Genomic DNA, 26,322 nt, shown 5'->3' on the forward strand with positions numbered 1-26,322 from the left:
GGCGGGACCTCCGGAGGATCAGATTCCTATGTGGACGAACGGGGCCCACCACGACGGGTGGCCGGCGGACCTGTCCGGGTTCGCCGCGAGCGGTTCGACGTCACGGGTGGTGCGGCGGCCGCCGGTGTTCACGGGTGCGCCGGCCTGCTCGGCCAGCTGCGCGTACCAGTCGCGCCGGTCGGCCTCTCCGGCCAGCCGGACGCGTTGCTGCGCGGCCGAAAGTGCTCGTGCGACGGGGGTGCCGCGGGCGATCTCCTCGGCGAAGGCGACCATGGTCAGACAGCCGGCCTGGTCGTCGACCGGCCACAGCGCCACGACGGAGTGGCGCGCTCCGGCGGCGAGCAGGCCGCGGGCGAGGCCGACCACGTCGCCGCCCATCGTGATGGAACCCCGGCCCGTGTCGCAGGCCGACAGCACCGCGAGGTCGATGTCGAGCCCGACCCCGAGCAGTTCGGCGAGGGTGATCTGGTCACGGCCGGCGAGGACGAGCGCGCTCAGGTTCGGCGCCTCGTCGTCGAGCAGGCCGTGGGTCGCCATGTGCAGGATCGGGTGACGGGCCGCGAACGCGGACCGGACGCCCGCCTCGTCGGCACGGTCACCGACGACGGCGTCGGCCTGCAGCAGGCGTGCCACGGCAAGAGCCTCGACCCGGGCACCGGGCAGCCGGTGCAGGCCGCGCGAGGGATGGGTCGCCGGATCACCGACGACCGTCGCGCCGCTGAGGCGGGGCGCGGGGCGTCCCGACAGCTGCGGGACGAGCGCGGCGGACGGCAGGTGCGACACGGCGCGGTCGTGCCCGAGCGGCCGGCCGCGATGGGGAAGCGCGTGGAACGGCAGCAGGTTCATCGTTCCGAACGGCACCACGACGATCCGGTCGTGGTGGTCGAGCAGGTGACGGACCGGGCCGAGGAGCGTGTCCGCCACGAGTTCCTCGTCGGTGGACACGCGCCGGTCGCCCTGCCAGGCGGCGTGCAGGCGGTGCATGGCGCCGGTCAGCGCCAGCGAGTCGACGTCGCGCCGCCACCCCGTGCAGGTCGTCGCGGTGAGCGCCCACACCAGCAGTTCGTCGTCGCCGAACAGGTACTCGACCAGCAGGGTGCCGGGGGCGAGGTGGTGGGCGACGGACTCGGCGGTCGCCGGCGGAAGCGAGACGGACCTGCGCCGGGTGGCACCGGGAGCGCGCCGCTCCAGGTCGGCGCCGGCCGAGTCCAGCCGGTCCTGCGCCGCTGCCAGCTCGTCGGCGGTCCGGCTGTGCACAGCGGGGTCGCGCTGACGCCACGCCGCTCGTCGCCGGTCGTAGAAGCCGATCCACTCCGCCTGTGCCTGCCGCCAGGCCCGGAAGCCGGGTGCGGCCGCCGGGGCACCTGCCGCCCAGGCGGCGTCCGCGACCAGGGCGCCGAGCGAGAACGACCGCGTGCGGTCCGCCGCGGCGAACCCGGCCGAGTGCTCTCCTCGCGCGATGGACGCCGCGGCGGCGGCCTGGTAGAGACGCCGGATCATGGCGTCGTCCAGCACGGCGACCCGGAACGCGTCGCTGGTGAGCGCCGAGAACCAGCGTTCGAACCTGACCGCGCCGTCAGCGGCGAACGAGGCCGCCTCGGTGGAACGCCCGAGCCCGAGCGCGATGCGAGCGCGCAGAACGTGGCCTTCCCAGTCCTGCCTCCAGACCGGAGAGTCCATTGTGGAGGGAAGTGTCCATTCCGCACCGAGTGCGCTCTTCGCGTTGCCGAACGCCCTGGCGTTGAGCCACAGCGTGGCGGCCTGCTCCGGGTCGATCTCGGGAGATCCGTCGAAGTACGCCCTGGTCCGGGTGAGCAGCTCGTCCCTGCGGCCCCACCCCGCCAGCACCGCGAGCGCCAGGCTGTGCCCGGCCGAGTCGGTCGCGGCCAGCGCCGCGGCGAACTCGGACTCGGCCTTCGCGGTGTCGCCTCGTTGTGCGGCGGCGAGCGCACTGGTCTGGTGGGTCATGACATCGGCCATCGCCACGACGTCGGCCAGGCAGCGGGCGGCGATGTCCACGTTCGCCTGCTCCATCGCGGCCCAGTCCTGTCCTCCCGCGTGAGGACCGCCTCGTGCCTCCCTCAGCACCGTGAGGTCGCGCTTCGCCTGTTCGATGCGTGACAACGGATCCTGGACGGGGGCGTGCAGCGGCCTGGGCCCGCCGGGCGCCCTGGCGAACAGCAGGGCGGCGCGGTCGTGCAGTCCCGCCAGGCTGTCGGGGTCCCGCTCCCTGATGAGCTGGTCGCCCAGCCAGGCCAGCAGGTGAACGACGCCCAGCCAGGTCACGGGATCGAGCTGTCCCGTTCCCGAGAGTCCGTCGTGAGGAGCCATCCGTTCGACGAGCGTCTCCTCGATCGTCGCGATGGTGGCGCCTCTGCTGTTCAGCCGTGCGTACAACTCGCCGAGGTCGCTGATCACCGTCAGCTCGGCATCGGGGTCGCCGAGCGCGCGCACGAGCCGTCGCGACAGCTCGTAGGCCGCCAGCGATGCCTCGACGTCGCCGGCGTCGTGGAACGCGTTCGCGGCGCAGTGGACGATCCCGGCACACCCCAGCGCGAAGCTTCGGCTTCCGCCGCCGGTCACCCAGGCGGTGGCGTGGGCGACCAGGTCCGGTTGGTCCGGGGAAGGCCGTTCGTCCGAGAGGCCTGCCACCGCGAGATGGGTGAGTGCCAGCACGTGGCCCGCACCGTCAGCCGCCGCGCGAAAACCTTCAGCCGCTGCCTCGAGCGTCTCCCGAGCCGCGTCGGGGCGGCCGTCGAGGCGGTGCAGCCAGGCCAGGCGGAGGTCGGTCGAGGCGACACCGCGAGGTGAGCGCGCGGCCACGAACGCGGCCCGCGCGTTCCGGTAGTGGTCCAGGACTTGAGCCCTTGCTCGCGCATCACCGAGCACGGCCGCGTCACCCCGGGCCGCGAGGTCGAAACCCAGCGTCTCCGGTGACTGCAACGGCGTCAGAGCCGCGTCGCCGGCCGCCAGGTGGACCAGTCCGACGCTGAGCGCGTCCATGTCCGCAGCGCGGGAGTGGACCATCTCCAGGAGCGCAGCTGTGCGTTCATGACGGCCCGCACGGCGCTCGACGTCCGCACGCAGGAGCTCGACGTAAGCCGCTGCCGTGCCGTCACCGGCCTGCTCGGCGAGAGCTTGCCACTCGGTGATCGTCGGAAGCAGCACGGTGCCGAGCATCTGGGCGCCCTGGTCCTCACCGGCGCGGCGCGCACCGGTGGCCAGCGTCCGGAGCACCAGGGACACGGGCACGATCTCCTCGGCGACGGCGCTCAACAGGGTCCGCGCGGACCGCGGCGTGGGTTTCGGCGGCGGGAGCACTCCGCAGTCGGTGCCGCCCGGCCACCACTGCGCGTCGAGGTAGGTCGCGCAGTACCGCAACGCTTCGACCGCGTCGTCGCCGGATCCGTTCTGGCCGAGGTCTTCCAGCAGCCGCAGCGCTCGGCGCGGTTCGCCCGCACCGATCGCGGCGCAGACCTCCTCCAGCGGTGTGCCGGCTTCCGCGGTGACCCAGAGGTCTCTGGCCAGTGCGGCGATGAGGTCCACCACGTCACCTCCCCGCCCCGTCGCGCACCGAGACCGGCAACGCCGGCAGCCGGGTCGTCGGGTTGCCGTAGAGCGCGTAGGCAGCCCAGGCGATGTGGAGCTGGTTCGCTGCCAGGAGCTTCTCCCTGGTCTGCCGGACGGCCTCGCCGACGATCGCGCCGCCGAGCAGCTTCTCGTAGAAGTCCAGCGCGAACTGGGCGGCGAGATCGTCGTAGAGGGGCCACAACGCTCCGACGCACGCGCTGGCACCGCCGTAGACGAAGGCGCTCGCGAGCCCTTTGTGCTCCTCGCCGAGGTAGGTCGTGTTCGCGTCGTCGTCATCGGTGGCGACCCGGCTGCTGTCGCAGGCGTTGAGGAACACGAACGGGCTCCCGCGGGTGATGCGCTGGATCTTGTGGGCGGTGAACGGTTCCCCGCCGGCGAGCAACAACCTGCTCTCCTCCGGCTTTTCGGGACAGAACTGCGCGTGCCCGGCGTAATGGATCACGTGGTACTTGCCGGACAGCAGCGCCTCGTTGAGCGCGTACCCGGTGGCCTCGTCCCCGAACAGCGTGGTGATCCCGATCAGCTTCGACCTGCCCGCGTTCCAGGTGGTGTCGAGGTGGTTCGCGATCGCCTCGACCTCCTTCTTCGCGTGGGAGAGGTTCTTGCCGGGGTCCGCGTAGACGAGCAGGAACTTCAGCTGCCCGTCGGTGTCGCGTGGCTGGTGCTGCACGCGGCGCGGAAATCCGTGGCTCACCGGCATGCGGGCGAACGGACGGCGCCGGCTCAGGAACTCCTCGCCGTCGTGCATCAGCTCCCACGGGATCTCGACGTCGTCGGTGGTGATCGTCAGGCTTCCCGAGGTGTCGGCGGCGAGCATCCGCTGCGTGCTTTCGGGGATCATGAGGCTGTACAACAGGTCTCCGATCGTGCGGAGCTGCTCCGCCACGTCCGTCGCCGGCGGCGTGGACGGCTGCGGCCGCTCACCGGCGTCGCGGATCCGCCCGCGGGCACCGTCGTTCACCGCGCTGGTGACCTTGTCGATGAGGCGCACGATGCTCGCTCTGTCCTGCGTGCTCACCACAGTGGTCCCGGGCAGCAAGGTTGTCGGCGAGGATTCGCCGTAGATGCGCAGCAACGAGGTGTACTGGACGAGGTCGTCCTTCCTGTCCCGTCGCAGCACAATGAGCTCGGAACGGCGCTTGAGCCGTTGGGCGTCCTCGAGCTTGTTCTGCAGCACGGCGAGGAGAGGATCGCCGTGCTTGTCCATGTACGCCTGGTCGATCCTGCCGAAACGGGCGCTCAGCTCGTTGAGCGTGACGAAGACGCGGTTGCACTGATGCGCGTCGAGTGCGCGCTTGATCTGCAGGAGCAGCGATTCGAGAGCGACGACGTGCGTTCGGTCGTCGATCACCGAGGCGCCCTCGTTGCTCGCCTCCGCCAGTGCCGCCGTGAGCTCGGCGACGCGAGCGGTCCAGCTGAGAACGTCGATCCTCGCCTGGGCGTGCAGGGTTTTCTGCTGCTCCAGCAAGGACTTCAGGACGGGCGCCGCCGCCTCGGCGCAGAGCCACAGGGGACCGTCCAGCAGGGCGGCGAGGTGGTCGAGCAACGGGCTGACCGGACTGGTTCTCGCGGAGCGGATGATGTCCTGGACTTCCTTCGCGCGCTTCTCGGCGGCGTCGAGCAGATGCGCTTCGCCCGTGACGGCGAACAACCGGTCCCTTTGCAGAGGACCGATGAGGTTCCTGAGCTGAAGAGTCAGGGTCGTGCGTTCGGCGGCGCGCATCGAGAGGTGGGCCAGGTGGCTCGCGATCGATCGGGACGGGGGAGCGTCGGAGGTGTTCGGGTGGGTTTCCTCGAGCGCCTCGGGACCGGTCGCGAGCGTTGTCAGCTGCCTGAGGACCTCCTCGGGCATGCCCGCACGGGTGTCCTGTGGCCAGTGCAGGCGCAGGGTCTCCAGGTTTCGGCGCGCGATGTCGAGGCGGAGTTCCCGGTGCTCGGCATCCGGCCAGGAGGCGCTGGGGCCGGGGAACTGGCCGGCGTCGGACGGACCGCGTCCGCGGGTGCTCAGACAGATCGGCGGAGCCGCGCTCTCCCCCTGGTACAGCACGGAGAAGGACCAGTCCGGTCTGCCCGGCTCGGCGAGGTCGACCGCGGCGCGGGCGCAGGCCACCGCGGCCTCGGCCGTGTCGCCGGCGGCGAGTGAGTGGTAGAGAGCCGCCATGAAGTTCTCTCTGATGGCGCTGTCGCTGCTGGTGCGGAACCCGATGACGGTCGGCACCTGAGCGGCGAACCCGGCGGCGGTGATGTCGGTGGGGCATCCGTCGAGGATCAGCAGTCGTGGCGGCGGCCGGCCGGACAGCGCGAGGAACATGTCGGCGGTGGACGTCGTCGCCTGGTCGGGCAGCAGGTGCACCACGTGCGGGAACTCGGTCAGGTCCTCGCGGACCGGAACCTCGTTCTGTCTCATGACCTCCGTGTCCGCGGGGAGGAAGGACACCGGTTGCTCGGCGTCACCCACGACGAGCACACCTGGCCGAGTGGTGGCCGTCGGCTCGCCTGCCGTCTCACAGTGTGTCTGCCGCAGGACGGTGTATCCGGGGATCAGCGCGAGGAAGTCCTTCGCGATCGCCCGGTCGTACAGCAGTTCCCACGGCAGGGCTTGAAGATCGCGCGACCTGGTGACCACGCGGAGTCGCACACCGGTCCGCTGGAGTTCGGCGGCGCAGATCGCCCAGGCGTACAACTTGGTCGCGGCACCGAGGAACACCGCGCCGAACAGCCGCATGCCGATGTCGCGCGCGAAGTCGGTCTCCGCGTTGCCCGCGGTCTGCTTGAACACCAACGGACTCGTGAGCGTGCTGAGATCCGCCTGGTCGACCGGGATCGTGAACTCGACCTGCCGCGAGCCGTGTTCGGTGCGGATCCTCGCGCTGTCGGTCGAAAGCTCCACCCAAAGGTCAACGGGGTCGCTCATGGTTCCTCCCGAAGCTGACCAGACGCGTCTGCCGGGTTTGCCGTCGTGCAGCAAGTCAGTCTGCGTGGCTCGCGCCGCCGTTACGCTCCGCTATCTATCTCATCCGAATGGTCCAACAATTCCAGTGGATGCGAAATTGGCTGGTCTTTACGGGTGATGCGGGGTGTTTGTCGCTAACCGAGGGTGATTGGCGGGCGATGCTCCGGCAGGAGCGAATCCGGAAACCGGGTGGCGACATGAGCACAACGAACACGTCTTCCTTCGTGGACCTCGCCGCGGTGCGCGCGGAGGTGGCGTTGCTGGTCACCGCCGACCGGCTGGAGGAGCTTCGCCGCGAGCTTCGAGGTTCGGTCCGCGTGCCGGACGACCGGCTCGAACTGTGGGTGGGGCTGGTCGCCTCCGCGGTGCAACTGATTCCCCATCGCCTGGACGAGCTGGCCGCCGCGGAGCCCGGCCCCCACGCCTCGTTGCAGTTCGAGCAGGTCCGGAAGGGAATCCGCGCCTACTGGGGCTGCGCGGACGACATCGTGCCCGACCGGCGCGGGCTGGTGGGGCGCGTCGATGACGCGGTCGTCGTGCACACGGTGCTCGATCGGCTGGCGCGGTTCCTGCGTGCCAAGGAACCGATCGAGTCCACCGCCGGCGGCGGCTGGCCGGAGGTGGATCTGCGGATCGTGTTGGACGCAGAGGTCGTCGAGGCCGTCGACCTGGTGGCCGACCGGATCTGGTACGGCGAGTTCGAGACCGCGGACGTCGTCTCGCTCGGCCCGGACGCCAAGGTGTTCGCGCTGTCGTCCCAGCTGCCCCTGACGCGACGGACCCGGAGTGCTCGCGGAGCGGACCAGGCCGTGGTTCGGCAGTGCAGGATCTGGTTCGGCACCAATCGCGAGCCCGTCGTTGGTCAGAAAGGCCCGGAATTCGGGCCCGAGCGCGACCAGTCAGGGAAAGTCCACTTCGGACATTGCGACGTCATGATCCCGAAGACGCACAAGTTCGGCAGCACTGGAACGAACCCGTTCATTCGCCTGCTGCACTTGGACTTCGCCGACGACAGGATCAGAGTGACGGGTCGGCACTCCAACCGTGACTCCGATGAGTTCTACGGAGATCTCCGCAAGGCGCTCACGGAAACACCCGGCAGGCAGTTGCTCTTCTACCTCCACGGCTACAACGCCGGCTTCGACGAGGCCGCGGTCAGGACCGCCCAGCTGTTCGCCGATCTCAGGGTCGACGGCGCGGCGGCCTTCTTCAGCTGGCCGTCGTGCGGGGAGACCGAGCACTACCTGCACGACAGGGACCGCATCGAGGAGAGCGAGGCCGAGATCGCGCAGTTCCTGCAGGGACTGGCCACCAGCCTCGACGGCGCGACCGTCCACATCATCGCCCACTCGATGGGCAACCGCGGACTTCTGCGCGCGCTGCACCGCATCACCGGCATGGCGGCCGGCGACTCCGGTGTTCGGTTCGGGCAGATCATCCTGGCCGCGCCCGACATCAGCACGAAGCTGTTCAAGGAGCTCGCGGTCGTCTACCCCTCGATCTCCCGCCGCACCACGATGTACGTGTCGGCCAAGGACAAGGCGCTCGACATGTCGGGATGGCTGGCCGGCGCATCGCGCGCCGGCCTGACGCCACCCGTCACGGTCGTGCCGGAGATCGACACGATCGAGGTGACCGACATCGACCTCTCGGTGCTCGGCCACAGCTACTACGCCGAGGCCGAGGCCGTGCTCTACGACATCGACGAACTGCTGCGGCACGACCCGGATCCGGGCAACAGGATGCGGCTGCGGCCGAGTGTGCCGTCACAACCCGATCAGCCGTACTGGATCATCAACGCCTAGGGTGCGCCGGCGTGATCAGCCGCGCCTCACCGTTGACTCCCAGCCGTCCGCCGTGACCGGCCTGCTCCACCTCGTTGTAGCGCACAGCGTCATCCAACCAGCCCGGCCCGCGCGCACTGATGCCTATCACCACGGATGCAGGACTTGCTCCTAGGACATGAGCACCGTGCTCCTGCCGAACGCCTCTACATCGCAAGCGGGGATTGCTGCCCCGGCGGCCCGGCTTTCGCGACTGCGGGTCAGTGTGGCGTTGATCGGTGGAACACATGTGGGGGTTCGGGAGTTGGGGGATGGTATGAGTCAACTCGTGGACCGCACGATCACTGCCCTGCGTGCCGAGCATGACGTGCTCGCCGGTCTCGTCCGCACCTTCACCGACGAACAGCTGGCCTTCACCAGCGGCGCCGCGGAATGGACCGTCGCTCAGGCTCTGTCCCACCTTGGCAGCGGCGCGGAGATCGGCCGTGCGCCGATCGCCAGGGCCGCCGGAGAGACCGTGGCGGCCGAGGACAACCAGACGATCTGGGCCCGCTGGGACGCGTCCGTGCCGCGAGCGCAGGCCGAGGGTTTTCTGGAGCACAACGGTCGCTGGCTCGACATGGTCGAGGCACTCACGCCCGAGCAGCGCTCGTCGCTGACCGTCGACCTCGGCTTCCTGCCGGAGCCGGTCCCGCTGCTGACCGCCCTGGGCATGCGGCTCAACGAGGTGGCCAACCACTCGTGGGACGTGCGCGTGGCCTTCGACCCACACGCCGGCGTGAACGCCGACTCGGCCGCGGTGCTCGTCGACCTCCTGGCCGGGCCCATGAGCTTCCTGCTGGGTTTCCTCGCGAAGCCTGCCGAGCTCGCGGCCCCCGTGTCCGTCGCGATCCCCGGCGCCGGTCTGGTGATCGACGACGCGGTCACCGTGGTGGACCACCTCGAGTCACCTTCCGCGACGTTCAACGGGGCGCAGGAAGCGCTCGTCCGCCTGATCAGCGGCCGTCTCAAGGCACCCTACGACAACGGCGTCACCGTCGAGGGCAGCGTCACGCTCGACGACCTGCGTCGCGTGTTTCCCGGCTTCTGACGAATCAACACGCTCGCGACGAGACCGACTTCACGGTGCGACCGTCGAGCGCGAGGCGTTGCCGCGCCGCGGTCTCACGGTAGAGCGTGCTGGTCGCGGCCTTGAACCGCGGCGCGCCTGGATCGTCGCCGAGCAGGTGCCCAGCCGGCACGCGCTCAGCCGCGTGCCCGGCGTGTCGAACGCGCACGTCACCGTCCACGATCCCCTTGAGCACCAAGGACGTCTACCGGCATCCGCGGCTGGGCGACCTGGCCGAGCACGTGCGGCAGCTGTCGGCCTGACGTCACCACCATGGTCACGTGCGTGAGCCCAGCAGACCGCGGGCGGCGAGGTTCTCCATCAGCGCGGTGATGCCGAACGTCCAGTCTTCGGCGTCCTCGGCTGTGTTCACGACGTTCGTCAACGCGCCCAACCGGGGCGAGGAGATGCGAACGACGTCCCCGACCTTGTGGGTGAAGCCTTCGCCGGGCCGGTCCCGGTCCTCGGTTGGAGCGAACATCGTGCCGGTGAACAGAACGAAGCCGTCGGGATAGCGGTGGTGGGCGCCGAAGGCGTGGGACACGAGGTCCTCGAGCTCCCGGCTGATCTCGGAGACCGGATTCACGCCGTGCAGCTCGAAACCGTCGGGGCCGGTGATGTCCAAGGCGATCTCGGTGGCTTTGGCGTCCGCCAGGGTGAACCCGTCGTCGAACAGCCGGAGAAACGGTCCGACAGCGCAGGAAGCGTTGTTGTCCTTCGCCTCGGTGAGCAGAAGAGCGCTGCGGCCCTCGAAGTCGCGCAGGTTGACGTCGTTGCCGAGCGTCGCGCCGACCGGGTTTCCGCGCGAGTCCACCACCAGGACGAGCTCGGGCTCGGGGTTGTTCCAGGCTGAGCGGGCGAGAACGCCGATGTCGGCTCCCAGCCCCACCGCCGAGAGCACCGGGGCCTTGGTGAAGATCTCAGGGTCCGGGCCGATACCGACCTCGAGGTACTGCGACCACAGGCCCTCGGCCTGAAGAACCTTCTTCACCTCCGCGGCCTCCGCGGAACCGGGCTTCAGGTGGGAGATGTGGCCCTGGACGATCGCGCCCACCTTCTCCCGGACTTCCTCGGCCCGCGCGGGATCGCCGTCGGCGCGCTCTTCGATGACCCGCTCGAGCATGCTGCGGACGAAGGTCACGCCGGCGGCCTTGAGCACCTGCAGGTCGACCGGTGCCAGAAACCGGGGAACAGCATCGGTCGGGTTCGTCGTCGCGGCCAGAACCTCCGCGAGCGGCCACGACGTGCCGCCTGGGTGATTCCTGACGATCTCCAGCGCGTCCGGCCGCTCGAGTAGTGACGACACGGTCGATGCCGGCGGCGACAGGTCGACGACCTCGTCGCCGCGGATCGTCACGACCGAAGGGCCGCCCGCGGACGGGTCGAAGACCCTCGCGACAAGTGTGGCGTCCGCTGCGTCCTGGGGAAGAACGTTGGCGGCGTTGAGTGAGATCCCCATCGAAATCCTTCCTGCTCGCACCGCGGAGCAGCGCGAAGTCTCGACGAGCTTCCTCTGCCTCGTAGGCGGTGAGTATGGCTTCGGGGGGGCGGCGGTCAACTTCCAGTCGCGTCGTGTGCCGCTGCGCCGACGGGCTCGCCGAGTTAACGCATGCGGGATGCGCTAACTCGTGAACCGGTGCTATGGTCCGTGTAACGCATGCGAGATGCGTTAACGGAGGGAAGGTCACCCATGAAGGCCATGCAGCTCACCCGGTTCGGCGCACCGCAGGGGTTCACCGTCGCTGACCTGCCGAACCCCGCGCCCAGGCCCGGCCAGGTCGCGATCGACGTCACCCACGCCGCGGTCGGCCTGATCGACGTCCACCTCCGCCAGGGCCTCTACGAAGGCGTCCCGGGGATGCCCGAGGTGCCGTACGTGCCGGGCCTCGAAGTGGCAGGCACCGTCCGCGCCCTCGGCGAGGGCGTGACCGGCTTCCGCGTGGGGGAGCAGGTCGTGGCACTGTCCGCTGACGCGACCGGCGGGTACGCCTCGATCTACGTCGCCGACCAGTGGCGAGTCGTCTCGACCGAGGGGCACGGCATCGATCCCGCGCTCGCGGTGGCTGTCGTTCCGAACGCTGTCATGGCACATGTCGCCCTGACCGGGCCCATCCGGCTCAACGAGGGCGAGAACGTCCTCGTCCACGGCGCGCTCGGCGCACTCGCCGCGGCTTTCCCGGGAATCGCCCGGCGGTTGGGTGCCACGCGAGTGGTGGGCACGGTCCGCGGCGACAAGACCGCTTCCGCGGCAGCGAGCAGGTTGCCCTACGACGCCATCGTCGACTCCGCTCAGCTGCCCGACGCGCTCGACGGTGAGAAGTTCGACGTCACCATCGACCCCGTGGGCGGAGAACTCCGCACCCACAGCCTGAACCTGCTCAAGCCCTCCGGGCGACTGCTCCTGGTCGGCAACGCCTCCGGCGACTGGGGCCACGGCGTCGACGGCAACCAGATCTGGCGGACCAACGTCGTGGTCGCCGGGTTCAACGCCGGAGCCTGGCTGCCGAGCCACCCCGAGGCCATCAGGTCCGCGGCCGAGGCGGCGCTCCTCACCGTCGCCGCCGGCCAGGCCGACACCGAGCTCGACGTCCTGCCTCTCACCGAGGCCGCCGTCGCACACCAGCGGCTGGAGGACCGTTCCGCCACCGGTCGCCTCGTTCTCGCCGTCTGAGTTCGGCGACGTCCCTCCGAACCGTTGTGTCCCAAGACTTGATCGAGCAGGAGCAGCACGTGACCACACGACCGAAGATGGACCGCACGATGCGCGCCGTCGGCTGGGCAGCGCAGCGGGCGTTGAAGTTCCCGCCCGCCGTCGACCGCGGAGTCACCGTCGAGAAGGACCTGCAGATCCGCGCCGACGACGGTGTGCTGCTGCTGGCCGATCACTGGGCGCCGGCCAACGCCCCCGACGGCGAACGGGTCGAGCAGTTGCCCGTAGTCCTCGTGCGCACCGCCTACGGATCCGGAGGCCCGCTGGGCTGGATGTACGGACGCGCACTGGCCGAGCGCGGCATGCACGCACTCGTCGTTCGCAGCCGCGGAACCTTCGGTTCCGGAGGAGAGTTCCTCGCGATGCGCCACGAGCGCGAGGACGGCCTGGCCACGCTGCGCTGGCTCGCCGACCAGCCGTGGGCCGGTGGTGGTGTCGTGCTGGCGGGGTCCAGCTACTTCGGCTACACCCAGTGGGCCGACGCGCCTGTCCAGGTCAAGGCCATGGTGCCCCACATCGCGTCCTCGCGGCTGGCGGTGACGCTGCTCCGTCCCGACCGAATGGAGCTGGACACGCTCATGAACTGGGTGTGGAACACCAGCACTCAGGAACGTCCTCGCGCGCTGATGCGCGGAATGCTGGGCTTGGACCGCAAGCACATCGACAAGGCGATGAACGCACTACCGCTCGTCGACGGGGACAAGGTCCTCCTCGGTGAGGAGAGCACCTTCTACCAGGAGTGCCTCCACCACGACCAGGACGACCCGTACTGGAAGGGCGTCGACCTCTCCGGCACCGTCGGCGACGTCACCGTGCCGGTCAGTTCGGTGACCGGCTGGTACGACATCTTTCTCGCCGACCAGCTCAGGGACTTCCAGAAGCTCATGGAGGCCGGGCGAAACCCGAGACTCACCGTGGGGCCCTGGTGGCACGCCAACGCGCGAGGCATGGCCGCCTCCATCTCGGAAGTCGTCGACTGGGGTGCCGCCCTCGCCCGCGGCGAAGCCCCCGCCGAACGGGCGCCGGTCCGGTTGTTCGTGATGGGAGCCGACCAGTGGCGTGACTTCGACCAGTGGCCTCCCGCGGGTTACGTGGAGCAACGCTGGCACCTCAACCCCGGCGCGGCTCTCGGGGCCACTCCGACCCAAGAGGCGCCGCCGTCGTCGTTCACCTACGACCCGATGAGTCCCACGCCGAGCCTGGGCGGACCCAAGCTCGACGCCAACGGCGTCGGTCCGAAGGACAACCGCCCGCTGGAGAAGCGTGACGACGTGCTGACCTTCACTTCCGAAGTCCTCGAGACAGACGTCGAGGTCATCGGTGAGGTCTCCGCGGAAGTGTGGGTGCGTGCCGACCGGCCGAGCTGTGACGTGTTCGTGCGGCTGTGCGACGTCAGTCCGAACGGGAAGTCGACCAACATCTGCGACGATCTGGTCAAGGTGCGCCCGGACGGGATCACCGAGGTCACCGTGCGGCTGTCGCCGACCGCGCACGTCTTCCGCCGCGGTCACCGGATCCGCGTGCAGGTCTCGGCCGGAGCGTTCCCGCGCTTCGCCCGCAATCTCGGCAGTGGTGAGCCGATCGCGACCGCTGTGACCCCGCACAGGACCACCATGGAGGTCTTCCACGACGCCGAACACCCGTCGGCGATCCTCCTGCCGGTCAAGCCGGCGACGGCGCAGCACCGCTGATCCGAGCGAGATCACGCCCGGCTGCGGAACGAAGGGGGCGTGGGTCCGATCCTCGTGTCTCCGAGATCGCTCTGTGTGACAACGACGAGCCCCACCATCGCCAGGCCGGCAACACCGCTTAACGCATGCGAGGTGCGTTATTTGACGGCGCTGGCTAGGATCACACTTGTGAACCAGCGAGCCCGTTCGGCGGAGGACAAGGCGCGTCGCACCGAGGACCTGCTCAAAGCCGCGGAGGTGCTCGCCGGCGAGCTCGGGGGTGCTCGGCACGTCACCGTGACGGCTGTCGCCCAACGCGCCGGGATCGACCAGTCCGGAATGCGCCGTTATTTCTCCAGCAAGGAGGAACTCCTGCTCGAACTGGCCGAGCGGGGCTGGACGCGCTGGAGGGAACTGGTCCTGGCGGTGCCGGGAGGTCCTGATCTGTTCAGTCCTGCCGAGGCGGCCGGGGTTCTCAGCAGGACGATCGCCGAGCTTCCGCTCTTCTGCGACCTGCTCACCCACGTGCCGCTCAGCCTGGAGGGTGACGTCGACATGGAGAGGGCGCGTCGCTACAAGATCAACGCGTTCGCCGCCTACGACGACATGGCGCGCCACTTGGAGGCGGTGAGTGTGATGTCGAGCCCCCAGGTCGCGGACCTCATCACCATCACGCTCGCGCTCACCGCCAACCTCTGGCAGGTCGCGCATCCCACGCCGACCCTGGCGGCCCTGTACGAGCAGGTGCCGCGCTGGGGACACGTGGCACTCGAGTTCGCGGGCAACCTGACCCACCTGCTCGAAGCCAGCGCCGTCGGTATCCATGCCAGAGGACTCGTCGCCCCGGCGAGCTGAGCGTTGCTGCCTGGCGACGCGGACTCGCACGGTGCCGGCCTCGGCCGGCACCGTCACCCACTTCTCGTTCACCGGCGGGCCGAGCTCGTAGAGCAGGGGGCTTCGCCGTCGCGTCCGCGAACTCCTTTGGTCCTCAGTGGACAGTTGGGTCGTCGTGCTCGGCCTCCACGGCGTCGAGCAGGGTGTGCAGCCCGATCTCGTAGCGTTGGGCGTCCGTCGGGTCGAATCGCCAGTCCTCGATCGGCTCGCGCATCTCCTCGTCGGGCCTGCTCGCCTCCACGAGCCTCAGCTCGTCCTCCACCTCGCGTTCCAGGTCACGCCCGTCTCCGATCACAGCTGCCCCGCCTTCCTGTCCGGTTGTCAGTAGAGACCGGACACGAGCGTGTTCTGTGACAAGCCGCGGCGTGCTCCTGCCCGGTAGGAGATCGGCGGGAAGAGGGGATGGCGGAGGATCCGGTCGGTCGTGATGCGTCTTCAGGCGAATAGCCGCTTCCCCGGTTGGGGTGGATGCTGTCCGGGCCAAGACTGGAGGCATCATGTTCCCTCGATTATCGAGAGCTCTGGCGGTTGGATTGCTTGTCGCGGTGGGACTTTCGCCCGCACCCGCTCATGCCGGGCCGGGCGGTCCGGCTGTCGTCACCGACTGGAATACGATCGCTGCCCGCACGATCTTCACCGAGAACGCCACCCCGGTTCCGGTGTCGGGCCTGTACTTCGGGTTTGTCTCCGTTGCCGTGTACGACGCCGTCGTGGCGATCAAGGGCGGGTTCGAGCCCTATGCCAGGCAGCCTCGCGCACCTCGCGGGGCATCGCCGGAGGCAGCCGCGGTCACTGCGGCGTATCGAGTGCTGACTCACTACTTCCCGGCCTCCGCGGCGAACCTGTCCGCCGACTACGCGGCCTCCCTGGCGCAGCTACCGCCCGGATCTGGTCTGGAACGGGGAAAACGCGTCGGTGAGACCGCCGCCGCGACCATCATCGCGTTGCGGGAGAACGACGGCCGCAACGCGAACGTGTCGTTGGACGTGACTCCGGCGCCGGGTGTGTGGCGGCCGACGCCGACCGCGTTCGCCCCTATGCTGGCCCCCTGGCTGGGATTCGTGCGGCCGATGGTCCTTCGGTCGCCGAAGCAGATGCGGTTGCCGGGTCCTGACGGGCTGGACACGAAGGCGTACGCCCGCGATCTCGCGGAGGTGACCACCTTCGGCGCGCTGAACGGGTCGTCGCGAACACCGGAACAGACCGAGACCGCGTTGTTCTGGAACGCGAACTCCGTCCTGCAGTACCAGGAAGCCCTACGAGATCAGGTGGTCCGCCGTGGACTTGGTGTCCTGCAAGGGGCACGGGCGTTCGCGTTGCTCGGCACCGCGACGGCGGACGCGCTGATCGCGTGCTGGCGGGCCAAGTACGACTACGCCTTCTGGCGTCCGATCACCGCCATCCGCACGACCGACCCCGGCTGGACACCGCTGGTGCAGAATCCGCCGTACCCGGACTACACGAGCGGGCATGCGTGCGTCAGCGGAGCTGCGTCGAACACCTTCGGCGAGCTCTTCGGGCACAGGTCGCTGGACCTGCGGGTCTTCTCGTCGGTCACGTCGACCACCAGGACCTTCCAGACGGCGCGCGAGCTGGACCAGGAGACGATGAACGCGCGGATCTGGCTCGGCATCCACTTCCGGCGGGCGATGACCGACGGCAACCGGCTCGGCCACCGGGTGTCCGACTGGACCATCGACCACTGGTTCGAGCCGACCCGCTGAACCGGGGTCCGCGCAGCCGGAATGCCTGGCGGCCGTGCACAGACCGCCAGGCATGCGCCTACCCCAGCTCGGTCTGGAGCAGGCGACGAAGGTGCCGACCGGGTTGTTCCAGTCTCCGTTCGTGTTGCTGACGACGAGGTGTTCGCCGTCGCTGCTGCCCATCGCGTAGGTCCGGGAGCCGTTCCTGAGGTCTGCCAGGAGCACACATGGCATCTGAACGTCCCGGACAGACCCTTGGACAGGCTGACGAGGCCGAGGTACGAGCGGGCGTTCCACGGTGATCAGTTCCGTGAGGTCGTGTCAGGACTGAACCTGCTGGGTGTTGCGGTGTGGTTGCCGGAGACGATGAAGGGATGGACCGGCCAAGCACGTGGCGAATCAGAGCGCGGCAGTAGTGCCCGCTGCGTAGGCGGACTCGTCCTTGCTGATGACCCGCTGGGGCCGGACCGCGCCTAGCGTTTTCCCGGTGATTCCCTGGTGGTTGCTGGTCGTCGCCGTGCTCGGCGTCAACTTCACGCTGTGGGGAACCATTGGGCTGTTGCGTGCCCTGACGAGTCGTGGCCGTGCGGACACCCAGCCCCCGACTCGGCTGACGGTCGACGACGTGGCCGTGCTGATGGCCGCGCACAACGAGGAACTCGTCATCACCGACAGCCTCGGGTCCGTGGCGAAACTGCTGCCGCGCGGCAACATTCACGTCGTCTCGGACGGGTCGAAGGACCGCACCGTGGAACTGGCCCGGCTGCAGGGCGTCAACGTGATCGAGACCCCGTCGAACATCGGCAAGGCGGGCGCGCTGGAGGAGGGCATCCGGCGGTTCGGGCTGGTCGAGAAGTACGGGGCCGTGCTGTTGCTGGACGCGGACACGCGGCTTGAGGCCGACTACTTCGAGCACTCCCTGCCGTTGTTCGACGACGACCGGGTGGTGGCCGTCGCCGGATGCGCGACGAGCGACTGGAGCACCCCGCCCCGGACGACGCTGGGCGCGCTGCTGGTGACGCACCGGGCGCGCGTCTACGCGCTCACCCAGCGGCTGCTGAAGTTCGGGCAGACCTGGAGGCCCACCAACGCCACGTTCATCGTGCCGGGGTTCGCGAGCATGTACCGCACCCGTGCGCTGCCGTCGATCAAGATCGACCAGCCGGGGCTGGTGATCGAGGACTTCAACATGACCTTCGAGGTGTACCGGCAGCGCCTCGGCAAGGTCGGCTTCTCCCTCTCGGCCCAGGCGGCGACGCAGGACCCGGACACGTTCGACGACTACCTCAAGCAGACGAGGCGGTGGGCGCTCGGGTTCTGGCAGTCCGTGCGCAGGCACCGGCCGCGGTTCGACCTCTTCTCCGCGATGCTCACCCTGTACGTGCTGGAGGTGCTGGTCAGCAGCCTGCTGCTGGTGGTGGCGCCGGTCCTGCTGGTGCTGGTGCTGTTGCCCGAGGTGATCCCGGAACTGGCGAACTGGGGCGTCAGCGCGGTGATCTCCGAGTACGTCAACGCCCGCTCGCTCCTCCTCGGTGTGCTGCTGCCCGACCTGGTGCTGACGGTGGGAGTCGCGCTCGCCGAACGGCGAGCGCGGTACCTGCTGTTCGCCCCGTTCTACCTGCCGATGCGGGTGATCGACGCGGTGACCGCACTGCGCACGCTGCCCCGCGCCTGGCTGGAGCACTCGACCGGCAGGTGGGTCAGCCCCGCACGACGCAAGCTCGACCAGCCCGGTGCTCGGGGCGCCGCGGTGCCGAAACTCGGGGCGGTGCTGGCCGGAGTCGCCGCGCTCGCCGTGGCGTTGCGCGTCTGGCTGGTGTCGCCGACGCTGCCCGCGTCCAGTGCCGAACAGCGGTTGATCGACTCCGTGTTCGCCTCGTTGCGGGATCTTCCGGGCGGCAGCACGGGAATCACCGAACTCCAGCTGCAGGGCTACCTGTCGCTGACGCGCGCGTTGGAGAGGTACGACTCCGTGCTGCTCGCGGCGCGGGAACTGGCTGTGGTCGCAACGGGTGTCGCGGCGCTGTCCGCGGTCGCATTGCTGGTGTTCGGGCTGCGGATGCGCCTGGCCGCGGTGGGGATCGCGGTGTTGCTGCTGGCGTTCAGCGGTCCGTCGGTCGTGGTGCTGGCCTCGGCAGGCACGGGAGCGCTGGCGATGGCGTGGACGACGCTCGCCTGCGCGCTGCTGGCGCCGGGACTGCAGCGCAAGGACGGTTTCCTGCTGACGCTCGGCGGCGTCGCGGCACTGGCCGCCGTGCTGACCGCGCCGATCCTGATCATCCCGCCGCTGGTCGTGTGCGCGCTGCGGACGCGGTGGTACCTGGCCGTGCCGCTCGCCGGTCTCGCGGTCGTGCTGCAGGTGGTGCTGGCCGGGCGGATGCCCGTCGCGGTCGCCGAGGCGTTGACCGGCCAGCAGCGGGTCGTGCTGCTGGCGACGGCATTCCTGGTCGCGGTGCCCGCGTTGCTGCGCAAGGAGATCCGGCTGCTCGCCGCGGGAGTGCTCGTGATCGCCGGGCAGAGCGCGTGGCTCGGCGAGACGGGTGACGTGCTGCTCCCGGCGCTGGTCGTGCTGTCCGTGACCCTGCTCGCGGGCCTGCTCGACGCGGTGCGCCGCCCTGCGCTGCTGACTCACGCGATCGTGGTCGTCGTCCTGGTCGCGGTCGCCGGGACGCTGTTCGTGCCGCGCACCGGCCGGTGGCAGGACGAAGCGGCACTCGCCGGGTGGATCGCCGAGAACACTCCGCCGACCACGGTCCTCACCGCGTCCGCGGGAGTGTGGTCGGAACTTCTGCGCGCGGGCCTGCCTCCGGATCGCGTGCGCCGCGACGGCCCTGCGACGTTCGACGTGGTGCAGGGGAGCGGAAGCGGTGCGGTGGTGGCCAGGTTCGGCGGCTACACCGTGCAGTACCGCGACAGACCGTCCGTCGAGGACCTGGTGGTGCGGTTGAACGCGGGCCGCCAGCTCGCGGCGAATCCCCGGTTGCTCGTCACCGACGACGTCCGCCGCGCCCTGCACGACGGCCAGGTCGATCTGCGCGCGATGACGTTGCTCGCGGGACTGAGCGCCGACCACGAGATCGTCGTCGCGGACGTCCGGACGACCAAGCCGGAACAGGGTCTGGGAATGCCTCGCCGTGAGGTCGTTCTGTCCGCTGTGGATGGTCGCGGCGTCGACTACCCGGCGTCCAGGCAGGTGCTGACGATGTGGCTGAACGCACAACAGGCGCCGTTCGCGCCTTCGAGCACTCGGATCACTCCTCAGGGAGCGGTCATCACCTGGCTAGTGCAGGAGGAATCATGAGAAGAGCGTCCATCGGACTGGTGACCGCAGTGCTCGCCTCGATGGTGTTCGTGGTCCCGGCTCAGGCCGCGACGGGCACCTATCTGAGGCTCGCGCACCTGTCGCCGGACACGCCGCAGGTCGACGTGACCGTGAGCTCGTTCGAGCACCCGGAGGCGACCTTGCGCATTCCTGGCGTGGGGTATGGGGTTCTCTCCGAGTACAAGCGCGTCGAACCTGGCACGTACACGATCGCGATGCGCCCGTCGGGCGCTGATCCGAACAGCCCGCCGGTCATCTCCGCCACGCTGCCCGCGGCCGACGGCAAGGCCTACACCGTCGCCGGTCTGGGCAAGTTCGCCTCGCTCGCGTTGAAGGTCCTCGACGACGACATCACGATGCCGCCGGCCGGACAGGCCAGGATGCGTGTCGTGAACGCCGCGCCGCTGACCGGCGACCTGAAGATCGTTCGCGGTGACACGGCGCTGATCGACAACGCGGCCTTCGGCGCCGCGACGCCGTACGCGCTCGTGCCCGCGGGGACCACGGGGCTCAAGGTGACGCCGAAGTCCGGCAGCCAGGTCGACCTGGCGGTGCCACTGGAGGCCGGCGGTGTCTACAGCGTCCTCGTGCTGGAACACAACGGCCAACTGTCCACTGTGGTCCGCACCGACGCCAAGGGTGCCGAGGTCGTGCCGGTGGGAGGACAGCAGACCGGTGTCGGCGGAGCCGGCGTGCCGTGGCAGCCGTTCGTGCTGGCCGGGGTCATCGTGATCGGTCTCTTCCTGCTGCGGCGCAGGATTGCATGATCCGCGGGTTGCTGGTCGCGCTGCTGCCCGCCCTGGTGCTGGCAGCGGATGCGGCCACGACCGCGGCGCGACCCGTCGCCTCGCCACCGGTGGCACCGCTGACGTCCGGCTGGGGACCGGTCTCGTCACAACCGCCTGCCCCGATGGCGGCCGATGGCGCGGTGCCACGACCGATCGCGGTGCGGGTGCCGGTGATCGGGGTGAGGAGCGCGCTGGTCGACCTGGCCGTCGGCGGTGCCGGGGAACTGGTGCCGCCGCAACGGTACGACCAGGCGGGGTGGTTCGCCGCCGGACCGGCGCCGGGTGCTCACGGCCCGGCGATGATCGCCGGGCACGTCGACTCCCGGGCGGGTCCCGGAGTGTTCGGCCGTCTGCACGAGCTGAAGGTGGGGGACGAGGTGATCGTCGCGCGCGTGGACGGGAGCGAACTGCGGTTCGTCGTTCGCAAGACCTACTCCACGCCGAAGACCGCGTTTCCGACCGACCTCGTGTACTCGCCGACGCCGGTGTCCGAGCTGCGCCTCGTCACCTGCGGTGGAGCTTTCGACCAGGCGTCCCGCAACTACCAGGACAACGTCATCGTCGAAGCCGTCCTGCGGGATCCCTAACCCGGGTCTCCTACGTTTGTACGAGTACAAGCACGCCTTTTGGTAGGACCGTGGTGCCATGAACCAGCTGCGGGTGCTCCTCGTCGACGACCACCAGATGCTGACCGAGGCATTGTCGGCGACGCTTTCCACCGCGCCCGACCTGTGGGTGGTCGGCAGCCGCACGACCGACGACCAGCACCTCGCCGACACCGTGCTCCGGCTGCGCCCCAGCGTGATCGTGATCGAGATCGAACAGTACGGTCTCGCGATCGCCGACGTGCTGTGCACGTTGCGCGACGCCTCTCCCGCCGTCCGGATCGTCGTGCTGACGGCGAGCCACGACCACCTCCACGCGGTGGAGGCGGCACGGGCGGGCGCCGACGGCTGGGTGCACAAGTCGAGTTCCCCCGAGCACCTCATGGAGGTGTTGCGCGGGGTGTGCCGCGGCCAGGCCAGCTTCCCGTCCGAGCATCTGGGGGCGGTGCTGCGCGAGCTGCGCGAGGACGTGCGCCGCGTGCGCGACGGAAGCGGACCTCTCGACGCGCTCAGCGCGCGTGAGCGCGAGGTGTTGCAGGCGATGGTGAACGGTGGCAGGGGCGACGAGATCGCGTGCCAGCTCTCGGTCACCGCCAACACCGTGCGCACGCACACGAACAGCATCTTCACCAAACTGGACGTCCACAGCAGACTGGAGGCCGTGTCCATGGCGCGCGCCGCGGGTCTGCGGCCGGGTGCCCATGCCGATGGCGTAGCACCGCTCACCCAGCAACGTGATCCGGCGTTCGGCACCGGTGCCTAGTGTCGAATCGTGGATGTGAAGTCAGTTGCCATCATGGGCATGGGGTACGTCGGACTTCCGACCGCGCTCGAGCTCTACTCGGGTGGCGTGCGGACGATCGGCATCGACATCAGCGAGCGCAGGCTCGCCGTGATCAGGGACGGTTCGGCCGACCTGCTCGACGAGGACCGGCTCAGGCTGATCGAGGCGTTGGGGGACGAGGACTTCCTCCTCACACCGGACGCGTCCTTCCTGAGCGACGCCGGCGCCGTGATCGTGTGCGTGCCGACGCCGCTGGACCGCTATCTCACCCCCGACCTGACCGCGTTGCGTGCGGCGTGCGCGTCGGTCGTCGAGCACGCGGTGCCGGGTCAGGTGGTGATCCTCACCTCCACCAGCTTCGTCGGCACGACGCGCGAGCTGCTGATGGAACCGTTGCAGCGCAGGGGATTGGTGCCGGGCAGGGACGTCTACGTGGCGTTCAGCCCGGAACGGATCGATCCCGGCAGACCGGACCACCTCCAGCAGCGGACTCCGCGCGTCGTCGGCGGGGCCACACCGGAGTGCGCGGAACGCGCCCGTGCCGTGCTGACGCTCGTCGCGCCGATCGTGCACCAGGTGAGCTCACCGGAGGCGAGCGAGCTGACCAAGCTGTACGAGAACTCGTTCCGCGCGGTGACTCTGGCGCTGGCCAACGAGTTCGCCGAGATCAGCCGGGGCTTCGGGCTGGACCCCATCGAGGTGACGCACGCCGCGGGTACCAAACCGTACGGATTCCTGGTGTCCTACCCGGGACCGGGCGTCGGCGGGCACTGCATTCCGTGCGATCCGCACTACCTGTTGTGGCAGTTGCGAGGATCGCGCCGTACGGCTCCCATCGTGGAGCAGGCGATGCGGTCGATCGCCGCGCGTCCGCGTCAGGTCGTCGATCACGCGGTGGAGACCTTGTCGGCCGTCGGGTGCGGCTTGCGGGGTGCGCGGATCGTCGTGGTCGGCGTCAGCTACAAACCGGGCGTGCAGGACCTGCGCGAGTCGTCCGCGCTGGAGATCATCGCGGAGCTGGGCGCGCGGGGCGCCGACGTGTCCTTCTACGACCCGTTGATCTCCAGGATCGTGCTGCCGCACGGCGGTGCCATGGACAGCGAACCGGACCCGTCCGCCACGGACTGGGATCTCGCCGTCATCCACACGATCCACCCCGGCTTCGACTACCAGTGGGCGCACCAGTGTCCGGTCGTGCTCGACGCCACCTACCGATTCGCGAGGCCACACCATGAAGATCCTGGTCACCGGGGGCGCCGGGTTCATCGGCTCCCACCTCACCGAGCGGCTGCTGGCTGACGGGCACGAGGTCACCGTCCTCGACCTCATGACGACCGGGCGTGCCGAGAACCTCGCCGGGGTGGCAGGCCACACCGGACTGGAGATCATCCACGGATCGGTGACCAACTCGTCCACTGTGGACCGATGTGTCTCCGGTGTGGACGCGGTCTACCACCTGGCCGCCGCGGTCGGGCTGTTCACGATTCTCGACAAGACGTTGCTGAGCCTGCGCACCAACATCCGCGGCACGGAGAACGTGGTCGACGCGGCCTATCGCTACGGCACCCGGCTGTTGCTCGCGTCGACCAGCGAGGTGTACGGGAAGAACACCAAGGTCGGCCTGACCGAGGACGACGACCGGATCATCGGGTCCCCGCTGGTCAGCCGTTGGTCCTACGCCGAGGCCAAGGCGGTCGACGAGACGCTCACGCACATCTACGCCAAGGAGCTGGGGCTGAGGGCGGTGATCGTCCGCCTGTTCAACACCGTCGGGCCGCGGCAGAGCGGGCGTTACGGCATGGTCGTGCCCCGGTTCATCGGCCAGGCGCTCTCCGGGGAACCGTTGACCGTGCACGGCTCCGGGCAGCAGATCCGGTGTTTCTGCCACGTCGCGGACGTGGTGCCGGCACTGATCGCGTTGCTGGAGGACGACACCGCGACCGCGCAGGTCTTCAACCTCGGCAGCTCCGAGCAGGTGACGATCACCGAGCTGGCGAAGCGGATCATCGCCGCCACCGGTTCCAGCAGTGAGATCACCTATGTGCCGTACGGCGAAGCGTACGGCGAGGGGTACGAGGACATGCTGCGTCGCGTGCCCGACTGCACCCGTGCCTTTCAGCAGATCGGATTCCGTCCCCGGCGCACGCTGGACGACATCATCGCGTCGGTCATCGAGGACGTCAGCGCACCACTGGCTGGGTAGTGACGATGCGCTTCCACGGGCCGTCGGGCACGTTGCCGTCGTCGGTGAACCGCCAGTCGACCTCGTCGGACTCGCCGTCGAGGTCCGTGAAGCCCAGGCAGCCGTTCAACGCGGGCGACACGTCCATCCCGGCGCCGTTGAACTCCCGGTTGACCGGCCGCCGGTCGTCGGTGCCGAAGACGTACTCGGCGTCGTCGTACTGGGCGGGGCCGGCGTCCTGGATCTGGCCGTAGCAGGTCCGGCCGTCCTTGCGCAGCTGCACCCAGCGGTTCTTGAGGTAGCTGAAGCCCCGATCTGTCTCCCTGCCGCGGAATCCCGGCTGGTCCGCCCACGGCACGACCTTCGCTCGCCTGGCGAAGGCGAGCGGGTCGTTGAGGTCGTCGAAGGGCAGGTCGAGGTAGAACGGGTTGTGCTTCGGCGTCATCGCGGTGGGGAAGTAGTCGTTGGCGGCGGTGCGGGGTTCGGTCTCGCACGTCCCGCCGGACAGGACGCCGTCGCAGCCGCCGTAGTTCTCCTGCCACCGCGCGTCGTAGGTCGACAGGACCTGGCTCCCGTCGCTCGCGTCGGGGTCGAACACCTCGCCGACCCAGAACGTCGTGGCCACGACCCCGTTGTGCCACGGGTAGTCCGGGCTCGAAGCCGGTGGTTCCGGAGTGCACGCGGCGATCAGGAGGACGGCGAACAGGGGAGCGGTGCGCAGCGCTCTCATGACGCCTTGGCCCGAGGCGCGGTACTCGCGCGCGTCCAGCCGTAGTCGTCGGTGGTGAGCGAGCCGACCGAGACCAGGGCGAGGCCGAAGCTCATGCCCGTCGAACCCCTCGGCAGCGCCGGTGTCATCCAGGTCGCTCTCGACCAGGCATCGGACGGGCCGATCGTCGGGCCGGCCGTCCAGTAGACCCAGCCCCCGGTCGGCAGCCTGCGGTACAGCGCGAACTGGGTGAAGCCGGTGGACTTGAACCACGCGCTGACCCGGTAGGCCCGGCCGGGCGTGGCGCTCGGCGCGCACGTGCCGAGATCCTGGCTGGGCAGGATCTTCGTGTCGCCGTCGTGGTAGGAGATGACGTCGAGCCGCTGCGCCCATCGCCCGGAGTGCGCGTCGTCGGTGCGGGTCCTGGTGACCTTGTTCTTGCCGAAGCCCGCGGTCGACCAGCACTGGGGGAGGCCATCGGCGTTGTCGGGGCCGTTCTCGAGGCCGGGGTTCACCAGTTCGTCGCGTGCGGCCGGCGGAGCGGGGACGACGGGCTTGGTCGCACCACCCATCACCTCCTGCACCGTGCGCACCGGCGTGCCCCGGTCGCGCAGCCAGGCGAGGAACTGATCGAGGATCGCCGGACTGAGAGCGAGCTCCGAACAGCCGTCACAGATCTGATGCAGCACGAACGGGATCCAGCCCCCCGGCGCGTCGACCACCACTGACTTCAGGTCGTCCAGCGTCCACCTGGTGTTGATCAGATCCGGTGTCCGCACGTTGAAGGGGTCGGCCGGGGGAACCTGCTCGGTGAGCACGCAGTCCGGACAGTCCTGTGGAGAGCGGATGTCGCCCAGCGTGCGGGCACTGTTGTACCCGCATTCGCGGGCCACTCGCTGAATATCGGCGTTGAACGCCGTGTACGGATAGGCGAAGGAGGTCGGTGGAAAACCCCAGTCGCTGAGAGTGACCCTGTCGGTACAAATCTGCCGGCGCGCTTCGTCGAGCGCAATAGTCGTGAGATCGGGATGTGACACGGTATGTCCGCCGATCTCGTGCCCGGCCGCTTTCAGTGATTCCATCTGCGCGCGGGTGAGATATCCGGGCGTGTCGATCGCGCCGGAGATGACGTAGAACGTGCCACGCATGCCGTACCTGGCCAGGATGTCCGCGCCGGCCACCTGGTCCGCGGTGCCGTCGTCGATCGTGATCGAAACGACGACGGGGCTGGTGGGCTGCGCCGCGGCGGGCACGACGGCGGGCACGACGGCGAGCGCGGCGACGAGGAGCGCGACAGCCGGCAGCAGTTTCATCGAGGAGTACTCACATTCCGCGCGGTTGAACCCAACGTAGCTCGAACATGCTGATGGCGACTCCTGTAGGTGGACGAGCAGACGTACGTCTTTCGCGGGTCCGGAGTGCATTGGGTTCTTATGCAGGTCGTTGGCCTCTATTTTTCGTGCCAGTTCGCGCTGAGGCTCGTCATCGCGCAAACTGAATCTCTGATCGAGCAACGGCG

At 69.3% G+C, this 26,322-nt stretch carries 19 protein-coding genes; 12 read left to right on the top strand and 7 right to left on the bottom strand.

Features of this window, described 5'->3' with window-relative positions; all coding sequences use genetic code 11:
* Positions 1-18: 18 nt before the first annotated feature.
* Entirely contained in the window at positions 19-3,549 is a 3,531-nt protein-coding gene (locus BM417_RS36085; protein WP_093603794.1) for a CHAT domain-containing protein, read from the bottom strand.
* A gap of 1 nt (position 3,550) precedes the next feature.
* Positions 3,551-6,505, bottom strand: coding sequence for a CHAT domain-containing protein (locus BM417_RS36090; RefSeq protein ID WP_093603796.1), 2,955 nt, complete (start codon positions 6,503-6,505; stop codon positions 3,551-3,553).
* A 236-nt stretch (positions 6,506-6,741) separates the two neighbouring features.
* Here BM417_RS36090 and BM417_RS36095 point away from each other — a divergent pair, with 236 nt between their 5' ends.
* Together BM417_RS36095 and BM417_RS36100 are read left to right on the top strand one after the other, a co-directional pair.
* Positions 6,742-8,349: an alpha/beta hydrolase gene (locus BM417_RS36095; protein WP_143138949.1), complete on the top strand. Its 1,608-nt coding sequence runs from the start codon at positions 6,742-6,744 to the stop codon at positions 8,347-8,349.
* Between the two features lie 295 nt (positions 8,350-8,644).
* Positions 8,645-9,418 carry a maleylpyruvate isomerase family mycothiol-dependent enzyme gene (locus BM417_RS36100; protein ID WP_093603800.1) on the top strand — a complete coding sequence of 258 codons (774 nt, stop codon included), beginning with the start codon at positions 8,645-8,647 and terminating at the stop codon, positions 9,416-9,418.
* Positions 9,419-9,422: 4 nt separating this feature from the next.
* Here the strand turns inward: BM417_RS36100 and BM417_RS36105 are convergent, their stop codons facing one another.
* Positions 9,423-9,605, bottom strand: coding sequence for a hypothetical protein (locus BM417_RS36105; protein WP_177320774.1), 183 nt, complete (start codon positions 9,603-9,605; stop codon positions 9,423-9,425).
* Positions 9,606-9,713: 108 nt separating this feature from the next.
* Positions 9,714-10,895 carry a fumarylacetoacetate hydrolase family protein gene (locus BM417_RS36110; RefSeq protein WP_093603804.1) on the bottom strand — a complete coding sequence of 394 codons (1,182 nt, stop codon included), beginning with the start codon at positions 10,893-10,895 and terminating at the stop codon, positions 9,714-9,716.
* Between the two features lie 231 nt (positions 10,896-11,126).
* On the opposite strand from BM417_RS36110, the gene BM417_RS36115 reads away from it, so the two are divergent.
* The 3 genes from BM417_RS36115 (at position 11,127) to BM417_RS36125 (ending at position 14,671) form a co-directional block, all read left to right on the top strand.
* Positions 11,127-12,107 (top strand): quinone oxidoreductase family protein, encoded by a 981-nt coding sequence (locus tag BM417_RS36115; RefSeq protein ID WP_093603806.1) that lies wholly within the window; start codon positions 11,127-11,129, stop codon positions 12,105-12,107.
* Positions 12,108-12,166: 59 nt separating this feature from the next.
* Positions 12,167-13,837, top strand: coding sequence for a CocE/NonD family hydrolase (locus BM417_RS36120; protein WP_322789010.1), 1,671 nt, complete (start codon positions 12,167-12,169; stop codon positions 13,835-13,837).
* A 168-nt stretch (positions 13,838-14,005) separates the two neighbouring features.
* On the top strand, positions 14,006-14,671 hold the full coding sequence (locus BM417_RS36125; protein ID WP_093603808.1) for a TetR family transcriptional regulator: 666 nt from the start codon (positions 14,006-14,008) through the stop codon (positions 14,669-14,671).
* Positions 14,672-14,804: 133 nt separating this feature from the next.
* Here BM417_RS36125 and BM417_RS36130 read toward each other — a convergent pair whose 3' ends face one another.
* Positions 14,805-15,005 carry a hypothetical protein gene (locus BM417_RS36130; protein WP_093603810.1) on the bottom strand — a complete coding sequence of 67 codons (201 nt, stop codon included), beginning with the start codon at positions 15,003-15,005 and terminating at the stop codon, positions 14,805-14,807.
* Positions 15,006-15,255: 250 nt separating this feature from the next.
* On the opposite strand from BM417_RS36130, the gene BM417_RS36135 reads away from it, so the two are divergent.
* The 7 genes from BM417_RS36135 to BM417_RS36165 all read left to right on the top strand — a co-directional run bounded on the left by BM417_RS36135 (position 15,256) and on the right by BM417_RS36165 (position 24,115).
* Positions 15,256-16,434: a vanadium-dependent haloperoxidase gene (locus BM417_RS36135; RefSeq protein WP_143138950.1), complete on the top strand. Its 1,179-nt coding sequence runs from the start codon at positions 15,256-15,258 to the stop codon at positions 16,432-16,434.
* Positions 16,435-16,900: 466 nt separating this feature from the next.
* A complete protein-coding gene (locus tag BM417_RS48790; RefSeq protein WP_218164671.1) occupies positions 16,901-19,714 on the top strand; it encodes a glycosyltransferase family 2 protein in 2,814 nt (937 codons plus the stop codon).
* The gene (locus tag BM417_RS36145; RefSeq protein WP_093603814.1) at positions 19,711-20,502 is read left to right on the top strand and encodes a DUF4397 domain-containing protein; all 792 of its coding nucleotides are present in this window, start codon (positions 19,711-19,713) and stop codon (positions 20,500-20,502) included. Before BM417_RS48790 ends, BM417_RS36145 begins: the two co-directional genes overlap by 4 nt.
* A complete protein-coding gene (locus BM417_RS36150; RefSeq protein ID WP_093603816.1) occupies positions 20,499-21,110 on the top strand; it encodes a sortase domain-containing protein in 612 nt (203 codons plus the stop codon). Before BM417_RS36145 ends, BM417_RS36150 begins: the two co-directional genes overlap by 4 nt.
* A gap of 58 nt (positions 21,111-21,168) precedes the next feature.
* Entirely contained in the window at positions 21,169-21,891 is a 723-nt protein-coding gene (locus BM417_RS36155) for a LuxR C-terminal-related transcriptional regulator (RefSeq protein WP_093603818.1), read from the top strand.
* A 15-nt stretch (positions 21,892-21,906) separates the two neighbouring features.
* Positions 21,907-23,211, top strand: coding sequence for a nucleotide sugar dehydrogenase (locus tag BM417_RS36160; protein WP_245822427.1), 1,305 nt, complete (start codon positions 21,907-21,909; stop codon positions 23,209-23,211).
* On the top strand, positions 23,144-24,115 hold the full coding sequence (locus BM417_RS36165; RefSeq protein ID WP_093603822.1) for an NAD-dependent epimerase/dehydratase family protein: 972 nt from the start codon (positions 23,144-23,146) through the stop codon (positions 24,113-24,115). Before BM417_RS36160 ends, BM417_RS36165 begins: the two co-directional genes overlap by 68 nt.
* Here the strand turns inward: BM417_RS36165 and BM417_RS36170 are convergent.
* Both BM417_RS36170 and BM417_RS36175 read right to left on the bottom strand, forming a co-directional pair.
* On the bottom strand, positions 24,093-24,824 hold the full coding sequence (locus BM417_RS36170; protein WP_093603824.1) for a hypothetical protein: 732 nt from the start codon (positions 24,822-24,824) through the stop codon (positions 24,093-24,095). The genes BM417_RS36165 and BM417_RS36170 overlap by 23 nt on opposite strands.
* On the bottom strand, positions 24,821-26,317 hold the full coding sequence (locus BM417_RS36175; protein WP_143138951.1) for a polysaccharide deacetylase family protein: 1,497 nt from the start codon (positions 26,315-26,317) through the stop codon (positions 24,821-24,823). Before BM417_RS36175 ends, BM417_RS36170 begins: the two co-directional genes overlap by 4 nt.
* Between the last annotated feature and the right edge of the window lie 5 nt (positions 26,318-26,322).

It is taken from the genome of Lentzea waywayandensis (assembly GCF_900115955.1).
GTDB classification, from domain to species: Bacteria; Actinomycetota; Actinomycetes; order Mycobacteriales; family Pseudonocardiaceae; genus Lentzea; species Lentzea waywayandensis.

Bases quoted from the DNA above. Each gene is read 5' to 3' on its own strand.
- BM417_RS36090 (WP_093603796.1), bottom strand. From the start codon at position 6,505: ATGAGCGACCCCGTTGACCTTTGGGTGGAGCTTTCGACCGACAGCGCG.
- BM417_RS36095 (WP_143138949.1), top strand. From the start codon at position 6,742: ATGAGCACAACGAACACGTCTTCCTTCGTGGACCTCGCCGCGGTGCGC.
- BM417_RS36100 (WP_093603800.1), top strand. From the start codon at position 8,645: ATGAGTCAACTCGTGGACCGCACGATCACTGCCCTGCGTGCCGAGCAT.
- BM417_RS36110 (WP_093603804.1), bottom strand. From the start codon at position 10,895: ATGGGGATCTCACTCAACGCCGCCAACGTTCTTCCCCAGGACGCAGCG.
- BM417_RS36115 (WP_093603806.1), top strand. From the start codon at position 11,127: ATGAAGGCCATGCAGCTCACCCGGTTCGGCGCACCGCAGGGGTTCACC.
- BM417_RS36145 (WP_093603814.1), top strand. From the start codon at position 19,711: ATGAGAAGAGCGTCCATCGGACTGGTGACCGCAGTGCTCGCCTCGATG.
- BM417_RS36150 (WP_093603816.1), top strand. From the start codon at position 20,499: ATGATCCGCGGGTTGCTGGTCGCGCTGCTGCCCGCCCTGGTGCTGGCA.
- BM417_RS36155 (WP_093603818.1), top strand. From the start codon at position 21,169: ATGAACCAGCTGCGGGTGCTCCTCGTCGACGACCACCAGATGCTGACC.
- BM417_RS36165 (WP_093603822.1), top strand. From the start codon at position 23,144: ATGAAGATCCTGGTCACCGGGGGCGCCGGGTTCATCGGCTCCCACCTC.
- BM417_RS36170 (WP_093603824.1), bottom strand. From the start codon at position 24,824: ATGAGAGCGCTGCGCACCGCTCCCCTGTTCGCCGTCCTCCTGATCGCC.